This window comes from Nocardia cyriacigeorgica (assembly GCF_010858045.1).
GTDB classification, from domain to species: domain Bacteria; phylum Actinomycetota; class Actinomycetes; order Mycobacteriales; family Mycobacteriaceae; genus Nocardia; species Nocardia cyriacigeorgica_E.
Window position 1 is genome coordinate 124,774 of the sequence record NZ_JAAGVC010000009.1, and the last position, 17,871, is coordinate 142,644.

The following is a 17,871-nucleotide window of genomic DNA, read 5'->3' on the forward strand; positions in this document are numbered from 1 at the left end:
CGCTATTCCCGCGCGAGTGCGTCGTCCAGTTCGGTGAGATACCCCTGCACCGGCCCCGCGGTGAGGATCCCGCTGCCCGCGCCCGCGATCTCGCCCGCGGCGGGCGTCAATCGAGCACGGGCGCGCGCCATCGCGGCGTGGTCGCCGAGATCTATCGCCGCTCGTGCGATAAGACTCCACAACGCTTCGATCAGCAGACCCGGCGGTGGTTCCTGGACACGGGCCAGGCGTGCCCGGGCCTCGTCGCGGCGCCCTTCGGCCAGTAGCAGCAGCGGCCGAGCCCACGGCTCATAGGGGCCCCACTCGGTCGCTGCCGGGAAATCCGCCGGAGCCCCGCGCCATACCCGCAGGCACAGCAATGCCATCGGCAGCGCGCCCTGCTCGAATCCCGGCATGCCGCAGTTCTCGTACCGCTGGGCGATGGTGCGATAGCCCGCTTCGGCGATCTCGATCGGCGCGCCGGTCGCGGCGGCCCGCATGGTGCGATACCACCCGGTGAACACCGCGACCAGCGGCCGTTCGTTGCGGGCCCCCAGCCGGTCGGCGGCACCGGCGTGGACGTCGGCCTGATCGAAATCACCGAAAGCGCTGCGGGTCTGCATCAGGGCGAGGTGGCCGAGGATCTCGAACGGCACCAGCTCGTGGCGGCGCGACAGTTCCACCAGTTCCCGGCCGATGGCTTCGCGTTCGCCGGCGCGGCCGGGGCGATCACAGGTCTGGAGGAAGAGGCCGTTCAATGCGAAGGCGAGCAGGGACGGATCATCCAGTGCCCGGGCGATTCCGGTGGCCGCGCGGGCGGCGTCGATCCCGCGGCGGCTGCGGATTCCCCGGGTTTCGACGGCGATGGTCGTCAGCAGCCGGGCCCTCGAGCCGGCGGCCGCGTCCGCCGGTAGCCGGGCGAGCGTGCGTTCGGCGGCGGCCGTGATCTGGGCCGCCTGGTCGGGATCGTCGGATCGAGTCCATATGCCCGGCACGTCGTAGCTGCCGATGATGCGTGCGGTGAGCTGCGGATCATCGAGGCGTTCGGCCGCGGCGACCGTGTCGAGCCGCTGCTGCCTGGCGGCGGCCAGCCCGCCGCTGCCGGTCATCGCAAGACTGCGCAGCAGCCCGACCGTCGATTCGAGGCGCGCGGTGGCTCCGCCTGCCACGGTGCGGTCGTAGGCCGCGGTGGCCTCGGCCCATACCCGCTCGGCGGCGTCGTCGACACCGATGTCGTGGCGCAGGATGGCCGACTCCGTCGCGGCCAATCGCGGTCCGGGGTCGACGCCGAGTTCATCGACGAGAATGCCACGCGCCCTGCGCAATACCGCGAGCGCGTCGCCCTGGCGTCCGGATCGGTACAGGGCGAGGGCAAGCAGCCGCCACCCTTCCTCCCGCCACGGATGGGTGCCGACCAGCGCATCCAGATCCGGTACCGCGTCGGCGGCACGCCCGAGCGTCAGCCGGGCTCGGGCCTGCCGCTCGACGGCGGTGAGCCGCAGTTCTTCCAACCGTGCCGATTCTGTTCGAGCCCAAGCCATATCGGTGAACTCGGAGTAGGCCGGCCCGCGCCACCAGCCGAGCGCTTCGGTGAGCGTGGACAGCGCGTCGGCGGGCGCGAGGTCGGCCCCCTCGCGCACCGCCCGCTCGAACCGCCACGCGTCGACCCGGTCCTGCTCGGCCCGCAGGGCGTATCCGGTGCCCTCGGTGACCAGGAGCCGGGCGGCGGTGCGAGCCGGACGCTGCGGTTCGAGCGCGCGACGCAATGCGGCGACGAAGGTGCGGACCGCGGATTTGGTGCCCCCGCCCGGCCCCCACAGGTCATCGATGATGACCTGCACCGGCACGACCCGCCCGCGCGCTACGAGCAATCGCGCCAGCACCGCCCGATGCCTCGGGCCTTTCAGGTCGATCCGTGCGCCGTCGGCATCCCAGGCGAGCACGGGTCCGAGCACGCCGAACGAGACTGTCACGCCCTCACGGTATAGCGCGCTCATCGGTTGCTCATCGGGCCACGCCAGCCTGGTCGAGACCGAACCGATCAAGGAGAAATACCCGATGACCTCGATGATTCCCGGATTCGACTACGGGCGCGTGCGCGTCGCCGACGATATCGCCCTACAGGTTGCCGTCGGCGGTTCCGGCAGCCCGATCGTGCTGCTGCACGGGTTTCCGCAAACCCACCTGATGTGGCGGCACGTGGCCACCGACCTCGCCGCTCAGCACACCGTCATCTGCCCCGACCTGCGCGGATACGGCGCCAGCGATAAGCCGGCCGAACGCGACCGTGAGGTGTACTCCAAGCGGACCATGGCCGCCGATATCGTCGCCGTTGCCGAAGCGCTCGGCTTCGACCGTTTCGCGGTGGCGGGCCACGACCGCGGCGCCCTCGTGGCGATCCGCGCCGGACTCGACCATCCCGGCCGCATCACCCACCTGGCGTCCCTGGATGTGCTACCCACCCTCGACATGTGGGAGGTGCTGCACGGCGCCGACGCCGCGGTCGCGTTCCACCTGTATCTGATGGCGCAGCCGGCCGGCCTGCCGGAACAGATGATCGCGGCGAGCGCGGATGCGTTCTTCGGCTACTTCCTCGACATCTGGACTCGCGATTCGACCGCCATTCCGGCCGGTATCCGCACCGAGTATCTGCGTGCCGCACGCGAGGCGGTGCCGTCGATCGTCGCCGATTATCGCGCCAGCGCGGGGGTGGATATCGAACACGACAGTGCGGACCGGGCGGCCGGTCACCGGCTGGCGATGCCGGTGACCGTCATCCAGCAGGATTGGGGCTCAGCGCTCGGGTTCGACGCGGCGCGGCTGTGGCGGAACTGGGCCGTCGACCTCGATCACAGCACGCTCGATGCGGGCCATTTCATGGCCGAAGAGGCGCCCGATGAGATCATTCGCGCGCTGCGCGCACTGCTGGCCCGGTAGCTCAGCCGCCGTTGCCGAGTTCGCGTTCGACGGTGCGTGTGGTGCCTTGCGCGACCGCGCACAGCACCGGCTCACCGTCGCCGTCCTCGGCATAGATCTCGCAGCTGACCACGGCCTGGCGGCGGGTCGAACCGGTCACCTTCGCCTGCGCCCGCAGCAGTGTTCCGCTCGCCGGCCGCAGGTAGGTCACCGAGAAACCGCCGGTGAGCACATTGGCCCCGAGGACTGTTCCCGCCGCGAAGGTGATCGCGTTGTCGGCCGCGTAGGCCAGCACTCCCCCGTGCACGAACCCGAACTGCTGGCCCAGTTCCTTCCGCAACGGGATCACCAACGTCGCCGTGCCATCCCCGAACGCCGTCAACTCCGTGCCGACCAACTGTGCGAACGGTTGCGCGGCGAGCACCTGCCGCGCTTGCTCGATACCGAGTTCGGGAATGGTCATCAGGCGGGTACCTCCTGGTCGTTGCCGGGCCGACCCGTTCGAGGCCGACTACAGCGCGATAAGCCACACATTTACACCGTAAAATCCTTCACCGCAACGGTCGCCGATTCCGGTCGGCCATCCGCGATCTGCCGGGTCGCCGCGGCGCGGACGGAGTCGAGAGTCATACCCATGCGGTAAGACGGACGTATGCCCAGGTGGCTGCTGCATGTCGATCTCGACCAATTCCAGGCGGCGGTGGAGTTCCGTCGTCATCCGGAGCTGCGCGGGCAGCCGGTGATCGTCGGCGGGAACGGGGATCCGCAGGAGCCGCGCAAGGTCGTCACCTGTGCCTCCTATCCGGCGCGGGCCTATGGGGTGCGGGCAGGCATGGCGCTGCGCACCGCGGTGCGCAAATGCCCGGACGGTGTGTTCTTGCCGCTGGACATGGCCAGCTACGAAGAGGCCTCCGAGGAGGTCATGGCATTGCTGCGGACCTTCGGTCCGGTGGAGGTCTGGGGCTGGGACGAGGCGTTCCTGGCCGCCGACACCGACGATCCGGAAGGCCTGGCCCGCGACATCCGCGCCGCCATCGCCGAATTGGAGCTGAGCTGCTCGGTCGGCATCGGCGACAACAAGCTCACCGCCAAACTCGCCACCGGTTTCGCCAAATCCTCCGGCAAGGATTCCGCGGAACCCGGTGCGGGCGCGGCAGCGGGCATGTTCCGGCTCACCGCCGCCAACTGGACCGAGGTGATGGCGCACCGCCCGACCAGCGCGCTGTGGGGTATCGGCAACCGGATCGCCGCCCGCCTGGCCGAACTCGGGATCGAGACGGTCGCTGACCTGATGGCCTCGGACCGGCATCGGCTGGCCGCGGCCTTCGGACCGACCACCGGCCCGTACCTCTGGGTGCTCGGTAAAGGCGCGGGCGATACCGACGTGGTCACCGAGCCGCGAATCCCGGTGGGCCGCAGCAAATCCGAAACGTTCCCGCACGACCTCACCGAACGGGACGAGATCCGCGCCCAGGTCGCGCGGCTGGCCGGTGAGGTGGCCGACGAAATGGCCGAAGCGGGCCGGATCACCATCCGGGTGTCGGTGACCGTGCGCACCAACACCTTCTACACCCGCAGCAAACAGACCAAACTGCCCGAACCCACCACCGACCGCGACGCCATCATCGACGCCGCCCTGCGCATCATCGACCGCTTCGAGCTCGATCGTCCGGTCCGGCTGCTCGGCGTCCGGCTCGAATTGGTTCCGGTCTGACCTCTCCGCGGCCGCACGCTCGTATGCTCGGGCCCATGGAATTCTGGGCGATGGTGGCACACGAATCGGACAGCGGCGTCGTGCTCGCGCGGCAGCAGGTCGGGGCGGAGTTCCTCGGACCGGGTGCGGTAACGATCAAGGTGCATTATTCGAGCGCCAACTTCAAAGACGGCCTTGCCATCACCCCGGGCGGCGGCGTGGTGCGCAACTACCCGATCGTCCCCGGTATCGACCTCACCGGTGAAGTCGTGGAATCCGAATCCGAGGATTTCGCGCCCGGCGATCAGGTGGTGGCCCACGGCTACGAGATCGGCGTCTCGCATCACGGCGGTTTCGCCGAATACGCCAGGGTGCCCGCCGAATGGGTGGTGAAGCTGGACGGGCTGTCCACCCGCGACGCCGCCGCCCTCGGTACGGCAGGGTTCACCGCGGCGCTGAGCGTGCAGGCACTGCTCGACCGCGGCCTCACCCCCGATGACGGCGCCATCCTGGTCACCGGCGCGACCGGCGGGGTCGGCAGCGTGGCCGTCGACATTCTGTCCGGACTCGGTTACGAGGTGATCGCCTCGACCGGAAAGGCCGATGCCGCAGATCGGCTGGCCGAGCTCGGGGCGAACGAGGTGATCGGCCGCCTCCCGGAACCGGAGGCCAAGGTCCGTCCGTTGTCCAAGGCCCGGTGGGCCGGCGCGGTCGACAGCGTCGGCGGGGCGTCGCTGGCCTATGTGCTCAGCGCCATCGGCTACGGCGGCGCCGTCGCGGCCAGCGGCCTGACCGGTGGAACCGAGGTCCCCACCACCGTGATGCCGTTCATTCTGCGCAGTGTGGCGTTGCTCGGTATCGACTCGGTGAACCACCCGATCGAGAAGCGGCGCGAGCTGTGGCGCAGGCTGGCCAACGAGCTGCGCCCGCGCCACCTGTCGGAGATCGAGAATTTCGCCCCGGTGACCGATGCCGAGCGGGTGCTGCGCTCGATCAAGGACGGCACGCATTCGGGCCGCACGGTCTTCGGGGTCGCAGGCGAGTTCTGATCGAAGCCGGGCGAGCCGCGCCGGCTTTCCGGTGCCCGGTCGCCCGAAGTCCCACACGTCGGCCGCCCGCACGGATGTCGTGTGGGCGGCCGGTGCGGCGGGCGGAAGTCCTGGACCGTCGGCCGTTCAGGCGGCGACGATAGCGGGCTCCTCGGAGAACTGCGTCCGGTACAACTCCGCGTACCGCCCGCCCGCGGCCAGCAGCTGCGGGTGGGTGCCGCGTTCGACGATGCGTCCGTCCTCCAGCACCACGATCTTGTCGGCGGCCCGGATGGTGGAGAGGCGGTGCGCGATGACCAGCGCCGTGCGCCCTTCGAGCGCTTCGGCCAGTGCTTCCTGCACCGCGGCCTCGGAGGTCGAGTCCAGAGAGGCGGTGGCCTCGTCCAGAATCACCACGCGAGGCTGCTTGAGCAGCAGCCGGGCGATGGTGAGCCGCTGACGCTCACCACCCGAGAGCCGGTATCCGCGCTCGCCGACCACCGTGTCGAGCCCGTCGGCCAGCGACGCGACCAGATCACGCAGCCGCGCTCGCTCCAGCGCGTCCCACAGCTCGGCCTCGGTGGCCTCGGGACGAGCCAGCAGCAGATTCGCGCGGATGGTGTCGTGGAACAGGTGCCCGTCCTGGGTCACCAGGCCGACGGCCTGCTGGATCGAGCGGGTGCTCAGCTCACGCACATCGACGCCGTTGAGCCGTACCGCGCCGCTGTCGACGTCGTAGAGCCGCGACACCAGCTGCGCGATGGTGGACTTACCGGCTCCGGACGAACCGACCAGTGCCACCATCTCCCCGGGTTCGGCGCGCAGCGAGATATCGTGCAGCACTTCCACTCCGCCGCGCGTATCGAGCGTCGCGACCTCTTCCAGGGAGGCCAGCGACACCTTGTCCGCCGACGGGTAGCCGAAGCGCACATTCCGCAACTCCACCGCGACCGGACCCTCCGGGACCGGGACGGCATTCGGCGCGTCCTCGATCAGCGGCTTCAGATCCAGCACTTCGAAGACCCGCTCGAAGCTCACCAGCGCGGACATGATCTCCATCCGCGCACTGGCCAGCGCCGTCAACGGCGAGTACAGCCGGGTCAGCAGCAGCGACAGGGCGACGACGGCGCCCGCGTCCAGCCGTCCGGCCAGCGCGTACCAGCCGCCGAGCCCGTAGACCAGCGCGATCGCCAGCGCGGAGACCAACGTCAGGGAGGTGACGAAAACGGTCTGCAGCATGGCGGTGCGCACCCCGATATCGCGGACCCGCCGCGCCCGCAGCGCGAACTCCGCCGACTCCTGATGCGGCCGGCCGAACAGTTTGACCAGCGTCGCGCCCGGCGCCGAGAAGCGTTCGGTCATCTGGGTGCTCATCGCCGAGTTCAGGCCCGCGGCCTCGCGCTGGATATCGGCGAGCCGATCGCCCATCCGGCGCGCCGGGATCACGAACACCGGCAACAGCAGCAGCGCCAGCAGGGTGATCTGCCAGGACAGCTGGATCATCACCACCAGCGTCAGCAGGACCGTCACCAGATTGGCCACCACGCCGGAGAGCGTGTCGCTGAACGCGCGCTGCGCGCCGATCACGTCATTGTTCAACCGGCTGACCAGCGCGCCGGTGCGAGTACGGGTGAAGAAGGCGATGGGCATCTTCTGCACGTGGTCGAAGACAGCGGTGCGCAGGTCGAGGATCAGTCCCTCGCCGATGCGGGCCGACAGCCACCGGATCGCCAATCCGAGCCCGGCGTCGACGATCGCGAGTCCGCCGATGGCCAGCGCCAGGATGACCACCACGCGCGGCGCCGCACCGTCGACGATCCCGTTCACCACCCGCCCGGCCAGCAGCGGCGTCGCCACCGCCAACAGCGCCGACACCACGCTGAACAGCAGGAACACGCCGAGCCGGCGTTTGTGCGGCGCAGCGAAGCGCAGGATCCGCCGAGCCGTGGCCATACTGAACGGCCGCTGCTCCTTCGGCGCGTTCATCCGCCGGTACATCTGGTTCCAGGCCACCGATTCGATGCTCACCTCGACACGTCCTTCCACTCCCCGCCAGTCAACCTCAGGCCACCGACACTAAGACCTCAACAAAGGTTGAGAGCAAGTTGTTTCGGAGCGCGATTTCGTGCCGGGCCGAGTGCGGGCGCCGTGGTCGCTGAGTGCACCGGACTGAGCGCAGGCGCTAGCCACTGGGTGCGGCGGGCCGTGCGCAGCGGAGCTGGCTGCTGGGTGCGGCGGGCCATGCGCAGGCGAGGTGGCCGCCTACGCTGGACGGCGTGACCGACGAGGACGGACGGGCTCGGTTGGCGCGGGCGCTGCGCTCCCGGCTCCGCGGCGAGGTCGACGTATCGGAGCGGCGGCGCGCCGAATACTCCTCGGATGCGTCGAACTACCGGGTGCTTCCCGCGGCGGTGGTGTTCCCGCGCGAGGACGCCGATGTCGCGGCGGTGCTGGAATTCGGGCGGGCCGAAGGCGTGCCGATCACCGCGCGCGGTGCGGGAACGTCGGTGGCGGGCAATGCCATCGGCCCGGGCATCGTGCTGGATTTCAGCCGGCATATGGGTGCGGTGCTGGAGCTGGATCCGGAAAGACGCACCGCTCGGGTGCAGCCGGGTCTCATCCTGTCGAGTCTGCAACGGCGGGCAGCCGAGCACGGGCTGCGGTTCGGCCCCGACCCGTCGACGCAGAACCGCTGCACCCTCGGCGGCATGATCGGCAACAATGCCTGCGGCCCGCACGCCCTGGCCTGGGGCCGTACCTCCGATACCGTGCGTGAGCTGCGTGTTCTCGACGGCACCTGCACCGAACGGGTGCTGGCCGACGATCTGTCGGTGCTACCGGGGCTCCCGGAATTCATCCGCGGCGCGCTGGCGGTGGTGCGCACCGGCCTCGGCCGCTTCGAACGCCAGGCTTCTGGTTATGGCCTGGAACATCTTCTGCCCGAACGGGGTTCGTCGATCGCCAAGGCATTCGTCGGCACCGAGGGCACCTGCGGTGTGCTGGTGGAAGCCACCGTCGATCTGGTTCCGCTGCCATCCGCGACGGTGCTCGCGGTTCTCGGATACCCCGATATGGCCACCGCCGCCGACGATATCGCCGCGGTCACCGCGCATGCGCCGCTCGCGGTGGAAGGGATCGATGCCCGCCTCGTCGATATCGTCCGCACCCATCGAGGCACCGTGCCCGACCTGCCGCGCGGAAACGGCTGGCTGTTCGTCGAACTCGCCGGCCACACCGCGCAGGAGGCCGTCGCGGCCGCATCCAGGCTGTGCCGGTCGGCGGGCGCGCTGGACGCCACCATCGTCACCGATCCCGTTGCCGCCGCGGCCCTCTGGCGAATCCGAGCCGACGGAGCCGGTCTGGCCGGTCGCACCCCCGACGGCCGCCCGGCGTGGCCCGGCTGGGAAGACGCCGCCGTTCCGCCGCGACATCTCGGCGCGTATCTGCGCGATTTCGGTGCCCTCACCGCCGAACATCACGTCGACGGGCTGCTCTACGGCCATATCGGCGACGGCTGCATCCACGTGCGCCTCGATCTGCCGATCGCCGATGCGCCGCAACGTTTCCGGGCCTTCCTGCGCGATGCGGCCGAGCTGGTGGTGCGCTACGGCGGCTCGCTATCGGGCGAACACGGCGACGGCCGCGCCCGGTCGGAACTGCTGCCGGTCATGTACACCCCCGAAGTGCTGCGGGCGTTCGCCGGGTTCAAGGCCCTGTTCGATCCGGTCGGCGTGCTGAACCCCGGCGTGCTCGTCGATCCGGCGCCGATCGACCACGATCTGCGCCTGGCCGGGCTGCCGAACGTCGCGGGCGTCGGCTTCGCCTACCCGCATGACGACGGTGACTTGAGTACGGCCGTGCACCGGTGCGTCGGTGTCGGCAAATGCCGTGCCGATACCGGCGCGAGCGGCGGCTTCATGTGTCCGTCCTACCTGGCGACCGCCGATGAGAAGGACAGCACGCGCGGGCGTGCCCGGGTATTGCAGGAGGTGGTGCGTGGCGCGCTGCCGTGGTCGTCACCCGCGGTGGCGCAGTCGCTGGAGCTGTGCCTGTCCTGTAAGGCGTGCCGGTCGGACTGCCCGGCCGGTGTGGATATGGCCACCTACAAATCCGAGGCGCTCTATCGCCGCTATCGCCGTCGTCCGCGGCCGGTCGATCACTACACGCTCGGCTGGTTACCGCGCTGGCTGGCGGCGGCCGGACGCACGCCGCGGCTGGTGAATGCCGCCTCGCGGGTCGAGTCGCTGCGCCGGCTCGGGCTCCGGGCCGGCGGCATGGATCCACGGCGTGAGGTGCCGCGGCTCGCCGCGCGCGGCTTCCGCCGGATCTGGCGCGACAGCCGACGCTCACGCGGTGATTCGACCGGCGCCACCGAGGTGATGCTGTGGATCGATACCTTCACCGAGGCCTTCGATCCCGAGATCGCCCTGGCCGCGGCGCGGCTGCTGGAATCGCTGGGCTACCGGGTTCGCGTCCCGGAAGAACGGGTCTGCTGCGGGCTCACCTGGATCAGTACCGGCCAGCTGGACGGTGCCCGTAAGCGGCTGCGGGCGACGCTGGACGCGCTGGACGCGCATGTGCGGGCCGGTGGCGTCGTCGTCGGCCTCGAACCCTCCTGCACCGCCGCACTCCGCGCTGACCTGCCGGAACTACTGCCGCAGGACCCGCGCGCGGCGCGTACCGCGGCGGCGGTGCGCACCCTCGCCGAGTTCCTCGATGCGGAACCGGATTGGGTCGCGCCGGACCTTTCCGGGCAGTCGGTGGTGGTGCAACCGCATTGTCATCAGCACGCGGTTCTCGGCTTCGAGGCCGATCGCCGGATATTAGCCAGAATGGGCGTCACGGCGACCGAAATCACCGGGTGTTGCGGGCTGGCCGGCAACTTCGGAATGCAGAAGGGCCATTACGACATTTCGGTCGCGGTGGCGGAAAACGGTCTGCTACCCGCGTTGCGGCGCGCGGCCGACGATGCGATCTTGATCGCCGACGGCTTCTCCTGCCGGACCCAGGCCACGCAGCTGGCCGGACGTCCGAGCAGGCATCTCGCCCAGCTCATTCTGGGCGACCGAGGCTGACGCGCCCGCGAGTTTCGTGGTGCTCGCGTGCGCGCCCGCGCCGGATGTGGCTCAGCTGCCGAAGGGCAGGGTGCCCGGCGGGATCTGGTAGCCGGAGCTGCCGGCGGATACTCCACCCCAGGCGTTGAGCAACCAGTTGAGCGCGTTGGTGATCATTGTCGAAAACCTCCGTAGTGGCGACTGCCAGCTGTTTGCCGATTCGCCGCCATTATCGCCGGATATTCCCGAACTGTTACAAACCCGGCCTTACCTGCGGCTATGCCGTCATCGGATCGTGATAGGGACCGGGGAGCCCGCTGCCGCCCGGCGGCTCCCACCCCTTACTGCGGATGCCTGGCAGCCGGAGCGCACAATGAAACCGTGCGTGATGTCAGGGTCGAATCGGAAGCGAGCCGCACCGGCTCCGACCGCATCGTCACCTCGGAGCGGCCGATCGATCTAGCGCTCACGATCTCACCGCTGCGCCGCGGCCCCGGCGATCCCTGCTATCAGCTGACCCGTGACGGCGCGCATTGGCTCACCGCCCGAATGCCGTCCGGGCCCGTCACCTACCGGCTCGTCCAGGCCGGACCATGTGCTGTGCGGGCCCGTGCCTGGGGGTCCGGCGCCGACGAGTTCCTCGAGCGGTTGCCCTGGATGCTGTGCCTGGACGAGGATCTGTCCGGCTTCGCGCCCGAGCACCCGAAGATCGCCGAGGCACACCGCCGCCATCCAGGCCTGCGCATGCTGCGCACCGGGCTGGTGTTCCAAGCGCTGGTACCCGCCGTGCTCGAGCAGAAGGTGCACACCGTCGCCGCGCACGCCTCATGGCGACGGCTGGTGCGCCAATTCGGCTGCATACCGCCGGGCCCGGCGCCCGACGGCATGCGGGTGGCCCCGGACGCCGACGGCTGGCGCCATATCCCGTCCTGGACCTACCACCGTGCGAACGTGGGCCCGCAGCGGGCGCAGACCATCGTCCGGGCGGCGCGGGTGGCCGATTCGCTCGAGCGTGGCACCGGGATGGAGCCCGCCGCGGCGGCGAAGCTGCTGCGCAGCGTGCCCGGGATCGGCGAGTGGACGGTCGCCGAGATCTCGCAGCGGGCCTTCGGCGATGCCGACGCCCTGTCGGTGGGTGATTTCCACCTCGCGGCGATCGTCGGCTGGACCCTGCTCGGGCGCCCACTCGACGATGCCGCGATGGTGGAATATCTGGAACCGCTACGGCCGCACCGTTATCGCTCGGTGCGGCTGCTGTCGGTCAGCGGCCAGGCCCGTAAACCGAAGTTCGGCCCACGGACTCCGATCACCGACCATTCCTGGCATTGATCACCGGCCGGTGATCGAGCGCTGCCCCCTCACTACCGCAGCGCTCGATCGTCGAGGACACACCGGCCCGATTCCACCAGGGTCGCCCGCGCGCGCCGCCGTACCCGGCATTCGTCGACGGTGCAGTCGAGATGCAACTGCATTGCCGCATGGGCCTGTTCGGTGGTCATGACGCCGGGATCGTTGCGGCACGCCAGTAGCGACGCGACATGCATATTGAGGTTGGTCAGCTGCATTACGCGACCCCCGTCCACGCGGCGCGGTGGGCGCCGGGAGCGGCTGGGTCGCCTGCGGTCGGCGACGACTCGGTGAGGTGTACGGTCATGACTCTCCCCGTTCTGCGTGCGATACCTCGTACTAGACTTCGGAGTCCTGCGTGATTCCCCTTGTGCGAGGCAGTTTTCCGGCCCGGCACACTTCCAGCACACCATCACGGCGGCCCCTGCAGGCGCAGTTTCCGGATCTGCCGACTTTTCGCGCGAATTCCCAGCACAAGATCCGTTGTGGAGTGCAGGATTGCCCATAGTGGATGAAAGATCCCAATGCCCAGGCGAAGTGTGACGGGGGACCGCACGCATGGCTTCTCCGGATCGACGCCAAGGGGCTGATCCCAGAGCAGAACGGAGCATGCGGTGCCAGCTGGTTCGGTGAGTTCGGGAAGCAAATCCACGAGTCTGCCGCGGCGGCAACTCGGCCGGTATCTGCGCGATATGCGCACCCAGGCGGGGTTGACCATCGCCCAGGCGGCTCGGCTGATGGAATGGGGCGCCAGCACCCTGCAACGGCTGGAGAAGGGTCAGGCCGACCGGATCCGCACCATCGACATCCGGGAGCTGTGCCGGATCTACGGTGTCCCCGATCAACTCGCCGAGGGCCTGGCCGGGCTCGCCCAGCAGGCCGACACCCCGAGCTGGTGGCACGCCTTCGGTGACGTGATTCCCGAAACCTTCGACGTATACGTGGGTTTGGAGGCGGCGGCGGAATCCGTCACGGCCTATCATCCCGAGCTCGTCCCTCCGCTGTTGCAGACCGCCGACTACGCACGGGCGCTGTACCGACTGGCCCACCCCGGTGACGACGAGGCCGCACTCGACAAGCGGGTGCAGCTGCGGCTGCAACGGCAGGCGCTGATCACCCGAAGGGTCGCACCGGCGAACCTGGATGTGATCGTGCACGAAGCGGTGCTGCGCCGGATGGTCGGCGGCGCGAAGGCGATGGCGGGCCAGCTGCGACAGCTGGCGGACGCGGGCACCAGGGACAATGTCACCGTGCGGGTGCTGCCGTTCACCGCCGGCGTACCGCTCGGTGTCGGCACCGGCGCGTTCACCATCCTGGAATTCGGCGTCGACCGATCGGGCCGTCCGCTGGAACCGCCGGTGGTGCACGCCGAGGGCCTGACCGGGGATCTGTATCTGGAACGCCCGGCGGATGTGCGCCGGTACCATCGGGCGCACGAGAACCTCCGGCACTCCGCGCTGGACGGTCCATCGAGTAGGCACCTGCTGCGGCAGCTGGCGAAGGAGTTCCTGGCATGAGTATCGACAAGGGCGCCGACATCGACCTGACCGGCGCGACCTGGCTGCGCGCGGGCGAAGGGGAAAACGGCGACGCCGTCGAGGTGGCACTGCTCGCCGACGGCCACGTCGGCATGCGTGACGGAAAGAACCCGGACGGCCCCGCCCTGATCTTCACCCCGGGCGAATGGGCCGCGTTCACCGCGGGCGTGCAGGACGGTGAATTCGACCGGCCCGGCACTTCCTAGCCTCGAGCGCACCGGCCCACGATCTACCTGGTGTTTGACATCCGAAGATAACGGGTAGACAACAACTTGTGGATCGTGGGCTGAAAAACACCCACCCCTTGTACCGCAGATTGCGGCCGCACGACTGGGTCGAATGGCTTATCGTCGCGCTGCTTTTCGCGGTGTCGGCGGTGGGTATCTATGTACTCACCGGCTCGTTGGCGTCGGCATTGCTCGTCGGGGCGCTGGTATGGCTGGTGGCAGCGGGTGTGGTGGCCCTGCTGTGAGGGTGCCGACACCGCCGAGCGAGCGGTGACGGCCCAGCTGTAGACCGCTGGTCAGCGGCGAAACAGCTTGTTGCCCAGCCACACCAGCGGATCGTACTTGCGGTCGACCACCCGTTCCTTCATCGGAATGAGCGCGTTGTCGGTGATCTTGATGTGCTCCGGGCACACCTCGGTGCAGCATTTGGTGATATTGCACAGGCCGAGGCCGTGCTCCTCCTGAGCCATATCCCGGCGGTCGGCCACATCGAGCGGATGCATCTCCAATTCGGCGATGCGCATCAAGAACCGCGGACCGGAGAACGCCTGCTTGTTCTCCTCGTGATCGCGAACGACGTGACAGGTGTTCTGGCACAGGAAACATTCGATGCATTTGCGGAATTCCTGCGACCGCTCCACATCGACCTGTTTCATCCGGTACTCCCCCGGCTTCAGATCCGGCGGCGGGGTGAACGACGGTATTTCCCTGGCCTTTTCGTAGTTGAACGACACGTCGGTCACCAGATCCTTGATGACCGGGAAGGTCCGCATCGGCGTCACCGTGATGAGCTCGTCCTGGGTGAATGTCGACATCCGGGTCATGCACAGCAGCCGCGGCCTGCCGTTCACCTCCGCCGAGCACGAACCGCATTTACCCGCTTTGCAATTCCAGCGCACCGCGAGATCGGGCGCCTGAGTGGCCTGTAAGCGGTGGATGATGTCGAGCACCACCTCGCCCTCGTGCACGGGCACGGTGAAGTCGTGCAGCTCGCCGCCGTCGATATCGCCGCGCCAGATGCGGAACCTGGCGTCGTAACCCATAGTCAGGCCTCTCCGTCGGTGGAAACTCCGGCCGCCGGATGCCCGGCGAGTTCGGCTGGGGTGTAGTACTTCTCGAGTTCGGCCAGATCGAACAGCGCCAGCAGTTCCGGCCGCATCGGCAGCTGATCCTCGACCGTCACCGACACACCGGGCACCATGTCGTCCGGTCGCGCCGGGTCCAGCGTGCAGACCAGGAGCTTGTTGCGCCATTGCGGATCCATGGCCGGGTGGTCGTCGCGGGTGTGGCCGCCGCGGCTCTCGGTGCGCAGCAGCGCCGCCTGCGCGACGCATTCGCTGACCAGCAGCATGTTCCGTAGATCGAGCGCGAGATGCCAGCCCGGGTTGAACTGGCGATGGCCCTCCACCGTCACCGCCGTGAACCGCTCGCGCAGCTCGGCCAGCTTGTCGATGGCCTCGCGCACCTCGTGTTCCTTGCGGATGATGCCGACCAGATCGTTCATGGTCTGCTGCAGATCGGTGTGCAGGGTGTACGGGTTCTCGCCGGTGCCCGTGGCAGGCGGATCGAATGGGGCCAGTGCGGTTGTCGCGGCCGCGGCGATATCGGCGTCGGCGACCGCGGGCCGGGAGCCCAATCCCTCCACGTAAGCGGCCGCACCCAGCCCCGCCCGCCGGCCGAAGACCAGCAGGTCCGACAGCGAATTGCCGCCGAGCCGGTTCGAGCCGTGCATACCGCCGGAACACTCACCAGCCGCGAACAGACCGGGCACCCGCGCCGCGCCGGTATCGGGATCCACCTCGATGCCGCCCATCACGTAATGGCAGGTGGGGCCGACCTCCATCGGCTCCTTGGTGATGTCCACATCGGCCAGCTCCTTGAACTGGTGATGCATCGACGGCAACCTGCGCACGATCTCCTCGGCCGGCATCCGGGAGGCGATATCGAGGTAGACACCGCCATGCTCGGTGCCGCGACCGGCCTTGACCTCCTCGTTGATGGCGCGTGCCACCTCGTCGCGCGGCAGCAGATCGGGTGTGCGGCGCGCGGAATCGTTATCGCGCAGCCACTGATCGGCCTCGGCCTCGGTCTCGGCGTACTGGCCCTTGAACACCGCGGGGATGTAGTCGAACATGAACCGCTTGCCGTCGGTGTTCTTGAGCACCCCGCCGTCACCGCGCACACCTTCGGTGACCAGGATGCCCTTCACACTCGGTGGCCAGACCATGCCGGTGGGGTGGAACTGCAGGAACTCCATATTGATCAGGGCGGCCCCGGCGCGCAGCGCGAGCGCGTGGCCGTCGCCGGTGTACTCCCAGGAGTTCGAGGTTACCTTGTAGGACTTGCCGATCCCGCCGGTGGCGAGCACCACCGCGGGTGTCTCGAAGAGGATGAACCGGCCGGATTCGCGCCAATAGCCGAAGGCGCCGCTGATCCGGTCGCCGTCCTTGAGTAGTTCGGTCACCGTGCATTCGGCGAAGACCTTGATCCGCGACTCGTAATCGCCGGTCGCGGCGAAATCCTCCTGCTGCAGCGACACGATCTTCTGCTGCATGGTCCGGATGATCTCCAGACCGGTCCGGTCGCCGACGTGCGCCAGCCGGGGATAGGTGTGGCCGCCGAAATTGCGCTGACTGATCCGCCCGTCGGGTGTCCGATCGAACAGTGCGCCATAGGTTTCCAGCTCCCACACCCGGTCCGGCGCCTCACGGGCGTGCAGTTCGGCCATGCGCCAGTTGTTGAGGAATTTGCCGCCGCGCATGGTGTCACGGAAGTGGGTTTCCCAGTTGTCCTTCTCGTTGGCATTGCCCATCGACGCCGCGCAGCCGCCCTCGGCCATCACGGTATGGGCCTTGCCGAACAGCGATTTGCACACCACCGCCACCGAAAGACCACGTTCCCGAGCCTCGATCACCGCGCGCAGTCCGGCGCCACCGGCACCGATGACGACGACGTCGTATGCGTGCCGTTCCACTTCTGGCATAGCCGCGAAAACTCCTCAGTCGATGAATCGAAGATCCGAAATCGTCCCGCTGGCAACCAACATCACGTAGAAGTCGGTGATCACCAGCGTGCCGAGGGTGGTCCAGGCCAGGGCCATGTGCCGGGTGTTGAGCTTGGAGACCTGGGTCCAGAACCAGTACCGCACCGGATGGGCGGAGAAGTGTTTGAGCCTGCCGCCCGCGATATGCCTGCACGAATGGCAGGACAGGGTGTAAGCCCACAGCAGGATCACATTGCCGGTGAGGATCAGGCTGCCCAGACCCATCCCGAAGCCGCCGCTCGCGCCGTGATAAGCGCCGATGGCGTCGTAGGTGTTGATCACCGAGATGATCACCGCGACATAGAAGAAGTAGCGGTGCACGTTCTGGATGATCAGCGGCAGCCTGGTCTCGCCGGTGTAGCTCTTGTGTGGTTCGGCGACAGCGCAGGCCGGCGGCGACAGCCACACCGAGCGGTAGTAGGCCTTGCGGTAGTAGTAGCAGGTGAGCCGGAAACCGAGCAGGAACGGCAGCGCCACGAACCCGAGCGGCAGGATCGCGGGGATGTCACCGATCGGCGTGCCGAAATGGCTGGAGCCCTCGACGCAGGAGGTGCTCAGGCACGGCGAGTAGAACGGCGTCAGGTAGTGGTAGTCGGCGACCCAGTAGGCCGTGCGCACATACGAGCGGATCGTCGCGTAGATGACGAACGCGGCCAGGCCGAGCACCGTGAACAGTGGTGGCACCCACCATCGGTCGGTGCGCAACGTCTGCTGCGTGATGCGGGCCCTTGTCCTGCTGAAGACGCCGGTTCCCGTTTCGGGGGTCACGGTCGGTGCGGCACTCACCGGTCGATCCCTCGCTGATCCGCGGTGCGGGTGGTCATCATTACCTCCGCGATCGAATGTGATGCTGAGCACCATACGCCGCAGGTGCTATCGCATGAGCAGGGTCTCGCCAACGCGGACCCCGCCGTAGTGCGGTGATTTGTATCACAGTCGATCGCGGGCGATGCGCCGGCGCCGGGTGTGGTGAACCGGTGGCAACTCGCCGCGGGAACGGGGATCGGGAGGTAGACGCACGTCGTGCGCCCCCCGGCGGGGGGCGG

General features: G+C 68.6%; 15 protein-coding genes. 8 read left to right on the plus strand and 7 right to left on the minus strand.

Annotation, left to right across the window (positions count from 1 at the left end; all coding sequences use genetic code 11):
- Positions 1-2: 2 nt before the first annotated feature.
- The gene (locus tag GV790_RS11770) at positions 3-1,952 is read right to left on the minus strand and encodes an AfsR/SARP family transcriptional regulator (protein ID WP_163813392.1); all 1,950 of its coding nucleotides are present in this window, start codon (positions 1,950-1,952) and stop codon (positions 3-5) included.
- 85 nt (positions 1,953-2,037) lie between these two features.
- Between GV790_RS11770 and GV790_RS11775 the strand changes: the two genes are divergently transcribed.
- The gene (locus tag GV790_RS11775) at positions 2,038-2,916 is read left to right on the plus strand and encodes an alpha/beta fold hydrolase (protein WP_163813393.1); all 879 of its coding nucleotides are present in this window, start codon (positions 2,038-2,040) and stop codon (positions 2,914-2,916) included.
- Between the two features lies 1 nt (position 2,917).
- On the opposite strand, the gene GV790_RS11780 is transcribed toward GV790_RS11775, so the two are convergent.
- Positions 2,918-3,358, minus strand: coding sequence for a PaaI family thioesterase (locus GV790_RS11780; protein ID WP_163813394.1), 441 nt, complete (start codon positions 3,356-3,358; stop codon positions 2,918-2,920).
- A gap of 189 nt (positions 3,359-3,547) precedes the next feature.
- On the opposite strand from GV790_RS11780, the gene GV790_RS11785 reads away from it, so the two are divergent.
- Both GV790_RS11785 and GV790_RS11790 read left to right on the plus strand, forming a co-directional pair.
- Positions 3,548-4,609 carry a DNA polymerase IV gene (locus GV790_RS11785; RefSeq protein ID WP_163813395.1) on the plus strand — a complete coding sequence of 354 codons (1,062 nt, stop codon included), beginning with the start codon at positions 3,548-3,550 and terminating at the stop codon, positions 4,607-4,609.
- Positions 4,610-4,644: 35 nt separating this feature from the next.
- Positions 4,645-5,637 carry an oxidoreductase gene (locus GV790_RS11790; protein WP_163813396.1) on the plus strand — a complete coding sequence of 331 codons (993 nt, stop codon included), beginning with the start codon at positions 4,645-4,647 and terminating at the stop codon, positions 5,635-5,637.
- A gap of 126 nt (positions 5,638-5,763) precedes the next feature.
- On the opposite strand, the gene GV790_RS11795 is transcribed toward GV790_RS11790, so the two are convergent.
- Positions 5,764-7,644 (minus strand): ABC transporter ATP-binding protein, encoded by a 1,881-nt coding sequence (locus GV790_RS11795; RefSeq protein WP_163813397.1) that lies wholly within the window; start codon positions 7,642-7,644, stop codon positions 5,764-5,766.
- A gap of 248 nt (positions 7,645-7,892) precedes the next feature.
- Here GV790_RS11795 and GV790_RS11800 point away from each other — a divergent pair, with 248 nt between their 5' ends.
- Together GV790_RS11800 and GV790_RS11805 are read left to right on the plus strand one after the other, a co-directional pair.
- On the plus strand, positions 7,893-10,691 hold the full coding sequence (locus GV790_RS11800; protein ID WP_163813398.1) for an FAD-binding and (Fe-S)-binding domain-containing protein: 2,799 nt from the start codon (positions 7,893-7,895) through the stop codon (positions 10,689-10,691).
- A gap of 360 nt (positions 10,692-11,051) precedes the next feature.
- On the plus strand, positions 11,052-11,999 hold the full coding sequence (locus GV790_RS11805) for a DNA-3-methyladenine glycosylase family protein (RefSeq protein WP_163813399.1): 948 nt from the start codon (positions 11,052-11,054) through the stop codon (positions 11,997-11,999).
- A gap of 32 nt (positions 12,000-12,031) precedes the next feature.
- Here GV790_RS11805 and GV790_RS11810 read toward each other — a convergent pair whose 3' ends face one another.
- Positions 12,032-12,235, minus strand: coding sequence for a hypothetical protein (locus tag GV790_RS11810; protein WP_036541697.1), 204 nt, complete (start codon positions 12,233-12,235; stop codon positions 12,032-12,034).
- A gap of 396 nt (positions 12,236-12,631) precedes the next feature.
- Here GV790_RS11810 and GV790_RS11815 point away from each other — a divergent pair, with 396 nt between their 5' ends.
- The 3 genes from GV790_RS11815 (at position 12,632) to GV790_RS11825 (ending at position 14,027) form a co-directional block, all read left to right on the plus strand.
- Positions 12,632-13,534 carry a helix-turn-helix domain-containing protein gene (locus GV790_RS11815; RefSeq protein WP_280210753.1) on the plus strand — a complete coding sequence of 301 codons (903 nt, stop codon included), beginning with the start codon at positions 12,632-12,634 and terminating at the stop codon, positions 13,532-13,534.
- Positions 13,531-13,761 (plus strand): DUF397 domain-containing protein, encoded by a 231-nt coding sequence (locus tag GV790_RS11820; protein WP_163813400.1) that lies wholly within the window; start codon positions 13,531-13,533, stop codon positions 13,759-13,761. The genes GV790_RS11815 and GV790_RS11820 overlap by 4 nt, the downstream gene beginning before the upstream one ends.
- 68 nt (positions 13,762-13,829) lie before the next feature.
- Entirely contained in the window at positions 13,830-14,027 is a 198-nt protein-coding gene (locus GV790_RS11825; protein ID WP_163813280.1) for a DUF4175 domain-containing protein, read from the plus strand.
- A 51-nt stretch (positions 14,028-14,078) separates the two neighbouring features.
- Here GV790_RS11825 and GV790_RS11830 read toward each other — a convergent pair whose 3' ends face one another.
- Genes GV790_RS11830 through GV790_RS11840 form a run of 3 tightly spaced genes read right to left on the minus strand, consistent with a single transcriptional unit; the run spans position 14,079 to position 17,611 of the window.
- Positions 14,079-14,825: a succinate dehydrogenase/fumarate reductase iron-sulfur subunit gene (locus GV790_RS11830; RefSeq protein WP_163813401.1), complete on the minus strand. Its 747-nt coding sequence runs from the start codon at positions 14,823-14,825 to the stop codon at positions 14,079-14,081.
- A 2-nt stretch (positions 14,826-14,827) separates the two neighbouring features.
- Complete coding sequence (locus GV790_RS11835; protein ID WP_163813402.1) at positions 14,828-16,765, minus strand: fumarate reductase/succinate dehydrogenase flavoprotein subunit; 1,938 nt, start codon at positions 16,763-16,765, stop codon at positions 14,828-14,830.
- A 15-nt stretch (positions 16,766-16,780) separates the two neighbouring features.
- Positions 16,781-17,611: a hypothetical protein gene (locus GV790_RS11840; RefSeq protein ID WP_163813403.1), complete on the minus strand. Its 831-nt coding sequence runs from the start codon at positions 17,609-17,611 to the stop codon at positions 16,781-16,783.
- Between the last annotated feature and the right edge of the window lie 260 nt (positions 17,612-17,871).

What these genes read in the sequence shown, in the direction of transcription:
- GV790_RS11820 (WP_163813400.1), top strand. Translation starts at nt 13,531, where the DNA reads ATGAGTATCGACAAGGGCGCCGACATCGACCTGACCGGCGCGACCTGG.
- GV790_RS11775 (WP_163813393.1), top strand. Translation starts at nt 2,038, where the DNA reads ATGACCTCGATGATTCCCGGATTCGACTACGGGCGCGTGCGCGTCGCC.
- GV790_RS11810 (WP_036541697.1), bottom strand. Translation starts at nt 12,235, where the DNA reads ATGCAGCTGACCAACCTCAATATGCATGTCGCGTCGCTACTGGCGTGC.
- GV790_RS11785 (WP_163813395.1), top strand. Translation starts at nt 3,548, where the DNA reads ATGCCCAGGTGGCTGCTGCATGTCGATCTCGACCAATTCCAGGCGGCG.
- GV790_RS11835 (WP_163813402.1), bottom strand. Translation starts at nt 16,765, where the DNA reads ATGCCAGAAGTGGAACGGCACGCATACGACGTCGTCGTCATCGGTGCC.
- GV790_RS11830 (WP_163813401.1), bottom strand. Translation starts at nt 14,825, where the DNA reads ATGGGTTACGACGCCAGGTTCCGCATCTGGCGCGGCGATATCGACGGC.
- GV790_RS11780 (WP_163813394.1), bottom strand. Translation starts at nt 3,358, where the DNA reads ATGACCATTCCCGAACTCGGTATCGAGCAAGCGCGGCAGGTGCTCGCC.
- GV790_RS11790 (WP_163813396.1), top strand. Translation starts at nt 4,645, where the DNA reads ATGGAATTCTGGGCGATGGTGGCACACGAATCGGACAGCGGCGTCGTG.